Source organism: Novosphingobium lindaniclasticum LE124 (genome assembly GCF_000445125.1).
GTDB lineage: Bacteria > Pseudomonadota > Alphaproteobacteria > Sphingomonadales > Sphingomonadaceae > Novosphingobium > Novosphingobium lindaniclasticum.
In genome coordinates this window covers 1-6,943 of record NZ_ATHL01000135.1, presented here as the reverse complement: position 1 = coordinate 6,943, position 6,943 = coordinate 1, and the positions used below count along the sequence as shown (strand labels likewise).

The following is a 6,943-nucleotide window of genomic DNA, read 5'->3' as shown; positions in this document are numbered from 1 at the left end:
GGCCCTTCTGGTTCGGCTTGCCCTTGCCGCTCGGGAAGATGCGCGACCAGGCGACGGAGAAGCGATAGGCCTTGACGCCCAGCGCCTTCAGCAGGGCGATATCCTCGCCATAGCGGTGGTAGCTGTCGCAGGCGACGTCGCCGGTGCCGCCATCGGTGGTCTTGCCGGGGGTGTGGGCATAGACGTCCCACACGGTCTCGCCCCGGCCGTCCTCTTTCACCGCGCCTTCGATCTGGTAGGCGGCGGTGGCGCAGCCCCATTGGAAGTCGGCCGGGAAGGACAGGGCTTCGGTGGCAGCCGCAGGGGAGCCGGCGGCACCGGCGGCAGTGGTCTGCGCAGAGGCGCGGCCACCCAGGGCCGCGCCGAGCGCCGCAGCGCCCAGGCCCATGCCGAGTTGGCGGCGATTGATTCCGGTCATCGGTGATATCTCCTGAAGTCTTGGCGAACGCGGCGTCTTACTGCGCGCCCATGATCCTGATGAGGCCGTTCAGCGATTGGCCGGTCGGCAAGGCCTGCTGGCTCGTGAGCTTGCCGGCGGCATCATCCCACACGAGTTCCGCCTTCTTGCCGCCGCTCTTGCCGCGATAGGCGTTGGTGGTGCCGTCATCGTCGTAGAGCGTGAAAGTGGCATTGGCGCCAGGGTAGACGCGGATGCTCTCGATCGCCTGCTTCGTCGCGGTGCTCGGAACTTGCGCGCCGATGGGAACGATCGATCCGGCCTTGACGAACACCGGAATGCGTTCGATCGGCGTGTCCACTTCCACGGTCTGGCCGCCTTCGAAGCGCTGGTTGGTCCAGTAATCGTACCAGCCGGTTCCGGCAGGCAGGTAGACCGAGCGCTTCGTCTGGCCCTGCTCGGTGACCGGCGCGACCAGGAAAGCCTTGCCGAGCATGTACTGGTCGCCGATCGCCCCGACCTTGGGGTCGTTCGGGAAGTCCATGAACAGCCCGCGCATGAATGGCGCGCCGGTTTCGTAGGTGCCACGGCCCAGCGAATAGAGATAGGGGATCAGCGAATAGCGCAGGCGCAGCCAATCGGCCAGGATCGGCTCGGCGGCGCTGCCGTATTCCCACAGGGCCGTGCCGGGACGCTGGCCGTGGATGCGCAAGGTGGGGGTGAGGACGCTGTACTGGAACCAGCGCACGAAGAGTTCGGGATAGTCAGGGTAGTCGGCGCCCATGGCGGTCGCGCCCGCCGGGTCGACCAGGATCGGGTGCTCGGCCTTGGGTCCGCTCGGCCATTGCCAGCCGCCGATGTCGCTGCCCCAATAGGCAAGGCCCGAGGCGGTGAACCCGAGACCCGCCGGCACCTGGCGCCGCAGCGCTTCCCATGTCGACTTCACGTCCGAGGACCAGAACAGGCTGCCGGTGCGCTGCGAGCCGAGGTAGGCCGCGCGCGACAGGATCAGGTTGCGGAAATTCGGACGATCGCGTTCCACGCCCGCCGCAACGCCGCTCGTATGCACGAGGGGGAAGACATTGTGATAGCGGTCGCCCGAGCCGATCGAATAGAAATAGCCGTCCGGCACCAGATCGGGCTCGGTTTCGTCGAGCCAGAACCAGTCGAAGCCTTCCGATGCGATATTGTCGCGCAGCTTGCCCCAGAACCATTCACGCGCTTCGGGATTGGTGCTGTCGATCAGCGCCCCGGCGCGGTCGGAGCGGACCGGAAGCCCGTCCACGACGTTGCCGTCCTTGTCCTTGAGCAGCCATCCCTTGGTGGACAGCATGTCAAAGTAACGCGATTCCCGCTCGAAGCGCGGCCAGACGCTGATGATCGAGCGCATGCCCAGCGCCTTCAACTGATCGTTCATGCCTTTGGGATCGGGAAAATAGGTCCGGTCGATGTCCAGCTGCCCCATGCGCGACCAGTAGAACCAGTCCAGCACCATCACGTCGAGCGGCAGTCCGCGCTGGCGATAGCCTTGCGCGACGTCCATGAGTTCCTTCTGCGTCTCGTAGCGTGCCTTGCTCTGGATCAGGCCGAAGGCAGCCTTGGGCGGCAGCGGCGTCTGGCCGGTCAGCTTCGCATAGCCTGCATAAAGCTCATCGGTGCTCTTGCCGGTAATGACGAAGAACGACACGCGCTCGCCGACTTGCGACTGGAAACGCGTGCTCGAATGAAGGCCCGGCCACACGGTGGTGCGCGCCGGGTTGTCCCAGACGATGCCCCAGAACTTGCCGTTACCCTTGCTGGTCACCATGAACGGCACACAGACGGTCTCGCCCGCCGGGGCGTCGTAGTTGTGCGCGCAGTCGATCTGGCGCCCCTTCAGGTCCAGCATCCCTTCCTGGTTCTGGCCGAGTCCGTAATAATGCTCACCGGCCTCCGCCTCGAAAGAGGCGCCCATCTTGAAGGTCTTCTCGCCGTTGACGGTGACAGGAGCCATTTCCCAGCCTGTCATGCGCGCCAGCACGGCGCCGTCCGCATCCTTCACCGAAAGGCTGACCGGCGGCAGCGACGGCGCGAAATAACGCTCCATCATCGTCGGCGCGGGGGGATAGGGCTTCGCATCGACAGTCAGCGTCAGCGCAGATGAGGCGAAAACGTCTCCGGTGGTATCGGCGCGATGCGTCCAGCCCTCAGCATTCGGCTGTGCATTGGGACCTTCGCCGGGAGCCGCGGAAGCCAGCTCGGGATCGAGCGCGATCGTGACACGGACGATATTCTCTGCATAGGGCTCGACGGCCACGCGGCTGCCGTTGCGATCGAGCAGCGCCATCGGCGCGGCCGATGCCGAGGCGGCGGCAAACGCCATCGAGGACAGGCCCAATGCAAATGCCGTTTTGCGCACGAGGCCGCTCTTGCCCTTACAGATCATAATCCGGATGCTCCCATTCAATTTCGTGACCAGGAAGGGACTAGCGCTGCGGTAGCAACCGCCGCGCCGTCCGCCAGCCTGATCGATATGTTTAGATTTTCGTTGGAATTCCGACAGGCGAACGCCTGAAGCGTCTAAATTCGCCTGAATGTCGCGATCATGTCGCATGTTCAAGGGCATCCTCTCTCTGCCGTCGTAGCGCGCCACATGACGTCGCCCCCCGTCGGCTCCTCTCACATTTGGTACCGCTACCAACGCTAACTGTCGAGGGGTCGTTATTGCCTTCTTGGCTTTTTATTTTGTTTCCGCCCGCTTTTTCATCCCGTGCCTTCCCGAATGGCCAAAGCGTTCCAACGGGGTCGTCGCCAAGCCACGTTTGGGTCCGCATTACGCAAGCTACTGAAAAAAGACATTTTTCTCATCATCTGCGCATAAGGACGTGACGCGTCGACACTTCGCGACCTCTGCTCACTCAGGGTCGAAACCCCGAACTGTACTTAATCGCAAGCAAGTAATGTTAACGCTATCACTTCTCGCGATTGCTATGCCGCGGTCTTCTTCGCGGTGCTGCATCCGATTGCCGCCGAATCAGTGAGTAACCGAGAAGCTGCGCGCCATTCTGCGCGGACTGATCTGATGTCCCACGCAAACACTTAACTATCAGGTCCATTGCTGCTCTGGACATGGCCTGGATCGGCTGCCGGATTGTCGTCAGTTCCGGCCAGATAGCAGTCGCCATCAGAGTATCGTCGAACCCGCAGACGGTAAGATCGCCGGGAACGTCCATCCCGCGGCGGTGCGCTACCGCTACCGTGGCAGCCGCCATATCATCATTGCTGGCAAAAATGGCCGTCGGCGGCTCGCTGAGATCGAGTATCTGTTCCGCTGCATCGAGACCGGATCGGTACGTGAAAAAGCCCTGCGAAACGAGCGACGGCTCCAGTTCCAAACCGGCTTCGCTCAACGCCGCCAGATAGCCTTCGTACCTTCGCTCAGTGGCGCATTGGTTCGGGTTGCCCTTGATGAAGCCGATCCGCGCATGCCCAAGAGATATCAGGTGCTGCGTCATTTCACGGGCAGCGCTGAAATCGTCGATGCTCACGACCGATATTCCCTCCGGGCTGTAGCTGGTGGCCACCGACACGATCGGCAGATCCACAGCCTGAAGCGCAGCAACCATCTCCGGCAGGTCGCAAAGGGGTGGAGGAAGTATGATACCATCCAGTCGGCCGCGCTGAAGGTGCTGCACGAACTCCGCGATGGATGCTTCTTCCTCGAACTGTTCAACGAGGAGATGCACATTGCTATGGCGGGCCTGATCGAGACTTCCGACGAGCAGCTCGCTGAGATAGGACGCCGAAGGGTTGCTGTAGACAAGGCCAATCCGCAATTCATCCCCGCCGGCGAGCGTTCTTGCGGCAGCGCTTGGGGCATAGTTCAAAGCCTCAATCGATTGCTTGACCCGCTCGCGGGTCACCGATCGAACCGCTTCATGATCATTGATCACACGGGAAACCGTCATCGGCGATACACCGGCATGGCGTGCTACATCACTGATCGTAGGGACATCACGCGGGCGTCGTGGCGTCTTAGTGTTTCCGGTTTTCATATTTGCAGCCATCTGTCACTTGTGAACGACAGCGACTGAAAGCACAATTATCGTGTTCATCGCGGGCATCATGGGCGGCGGCGGGTGCGAAGGACGGAAACCGCCTTGCGTTGGCGACTACACACCCATGTGGATCATGATGGGGGCTGTAGTTGCTGTCGCAATCGGACTTGCCTTGTGCGTCAATTTGCTGATCGCAAAAGTTCGTTCTTGGCGCGACAAGCGGAACGGCAACTAGCCACCCATCATCGCCGCTAAAGCTGCGGATTTGGACTGCCTGAAAACGGTCGGGCGGCTATACCTCACCAGACGATGCGATCAGCGCTCCGGAAAGGCGATGATGGGTGGTTACCTGCCATTCTGCATGACGATGTCAGGCTGATGTTTCATCATCAGCATCAACATCAAAGTCGATAGCGCGAAGCCGATGAAAGCGATCAGCGCAAATTGCTGACCTTGATTTCCGGTAAAGATGAAGACCAACATTTCCAGAGCAATTAGCCGATTGATGATGAGCAACCGGAGGTCGCCGTAGCTGCGGGAAAAGAAGCGCTCACGCCACGACATGTCGCGCCATTGTCCCTTGGAGCGCTGGTTAAAGGCCTCAACCGTTTGGCGTGTTGCTCCATCAAAGAGGGCGACCAAGAACATAACCGCTGCCAAAGCACCCAAAAACGCTGCGACGGGCAAAGTGAGGGCCGCAAATGTCAGTGGCGCAATCGCGATGAGCCCAGCAACAACGGCTGCCATCCAAGACCCGAGCAAGGCGGGCCAGAAGAACGAATCTGTTGAACGGGAGATCATGGCGGACAGAATAGCGTTGCGGTCGTCACCTGCCCAGAAATGTCCGCAATGGGGCGTCTGCCGACCGGCATGAAATCTCCCTCGTCGACGATGTCTCACACCGAAGGTGACGGGCAGCTATCTGCCGAGCTGGACCAATAAGCCGTCGTTCCGAAATCGGCCAGTTCTGGGCCCAGATCGTGAGCCTGAGACCGGACGTTCTTTCCGCCGATCCAACCTCGCCCCACCATCGGCGGAATATGGTCTGGTGCACGAACCGCTTCGCAGAGGGCGTAATCGGCGAGGTTCCTGCACGGATCGTGGGTCGCCCGGGTATCGAGCGTCGCGGGCGGTAGGTCGAGCATTCCGGCTCCTTTCAAGCAAGGAGCCGAACGATGATCGATTCTATTTCCGCCGCCCCCATCAACCTACTGCGCCAGCGTCTGATCGAAGACATGGAATTGTGAGGTGGTCCCGCCTTCTTGGACAGTTTGGCGTCTGATTTAAGCTAATCCGGTTTGTCGTTCATGCCGCCATTCTGGTCATCAGATGATGGGGGGCATGCCCCCCATCATCTGATTGCGTGATCCGCCTATAGGCCTCTGCCGGGGTTTGCCCGGCCAGACCCGAGTGCGGCCTCAAGGTGTTGTAATAGGTGATCCACCGGGCAAGGCCAGTGCGAAGCTCTGATCCGGTTTCGAAGGCATGGAGATAGACGCACTCGTACTTCAGGGATCGCCAGAGGCGCTCGATGAAGACGTTGTCCATCCAACGCCCCCGACCATCCATGCTGATGCGAACCTCGGCTTTGCGCAGTACGCTGGTGAAGGCCTGCGACGTAAACTGGCTGCCCTGATCCGTGTTGAAGATCTCGGGCTTGCCATAGCGGGCAAGCGCCTCCTCCAGCGCCGCGACGCAGAAGCCAGCATCCATCGTGTTCGACAGCCGCCAGGCCAGCACCTTGCGGGTCGCCCAATCCATGATCGCTACCAGGTACAGGAAGCCACGCCGCATCGGGATGTAGGTCACGTCGGCGCACCACACATGATTGGGCCGCTCGATCGCCAGCTTGCGCAGCAGGTACGGATAGATCCGGTGCTGTGGATGCGGATCGCTTGTGCGCGGCCGCTGATAGATCGGTGTCAGGCCCATCTTCGCCATCAGCCGCCGCGCCCGGCGGCGACCAACATCATGGCCTATCCGCTTCAGATGCCGGGCCATCTGGCGGCTGCCATACCATGGGCAATCAAGAAAGGTCGCATCGATCACTTCCATCAACGCCAGCGTCTCATCCGTCTCGGGCACTGGCGTATAATAATAGGCCGATCGGCTGATCGAAAGCAGCCGGCATTGGGCAGAGATTGACAGGCGTTGGTGAGCAGGATCGATCTTCGAGCGCCTCCGTGCCACGCTCATCGACCGGAGGCTTTCGCTAAAAAATCCCGCTCGATGACGAGTTGCCCGATCTTGGCATGAAGCTTTTCCAACTCGGCCTCGCTGGTCGATTTCGTCGCTTCGCCTGCCCCTGAGAAGGTCGTTGCCATGCCATCGACCGCCTGACGCTTCCATGCCGCGATCATCGTATGATGCACGCCATGCTTGGCGGCCAATTCCGCCAGCGTCAGATCACCACGGATCGCCTCCAGCGCCACCTTCGCCTTGAAGTCTGCAGAATACCGCTTTCTCGTCGTCTTCATTCCCGTCCGTTCCTCACGTCGGGATTAGCTTA

The 6,943-nt window shown here is 61.0% G+C and carries 5 protein-coding genes; all 5 read right to left on the bottom strand.

The features are described 5' to 3' along the window. A partial coding sequence (locus L284_RS0124895) for a family 1 glycosylhydrolase (protein ID WP_031343011.1) occupies positions 1-418 on the bottom strand: 418 nt, incomplete at its 3' end. Between the two features lie 37 nt (positions 419-455). Beyond that, entirely contained in the window at positions 456-2,759 is a 2,304-nt protein-coding gene (locus L284_RS43550) for a glycoside hydrolase family 31 protein (protein WP_235054568.1), read from the bottom strand. A 589-nt stretch (positions 2,760-3,348) separates the two neighbouring features. Further along, positions 3,349-4,443 carry a LacI family DNA-binding transcriptional regulator gene (locus tag L284_RS43545; RefSeq protein ID WP_235054566.1) on the bottom strand — a complete coding sequence of 365 codons (1,095 nt, stop codon included), beginning with the start codon at positions 4,441-4,443 and terminating at the stop codon, positions 3,349-3,351. 336 nt (positions 4,444-4,779) lie between these two features. Further along, positions 4,780-5,181, bottom strand: coding sequence for a hypothetical protein (locus tag L284_RS43540; RefSeq protein WP_021235693.1), 402 nt, complete (start codon positions 5,179-5,181; stop codon positions 4,780-4,782). Positions 5,182-5,739: 558 nt separating this feature from the next. Further along, positions 5,740-6,911, bottom strand: a protein-coding gene (locus L284_RS43535) for an IS3 family transposase (RefSeq protein WP_152524674.1) whose coding sequence is annotated in 2 segments (ribosomal slippage) — positions 5,740-6,647 and positions 6,647-6,911 — 1,173 coding nt in all. Because the reading frame shifts where the segments join, the coding sequence is not laid out codon by codon here. Positions 6,912-6,943 lie beyond the last annotated feature (32 nt).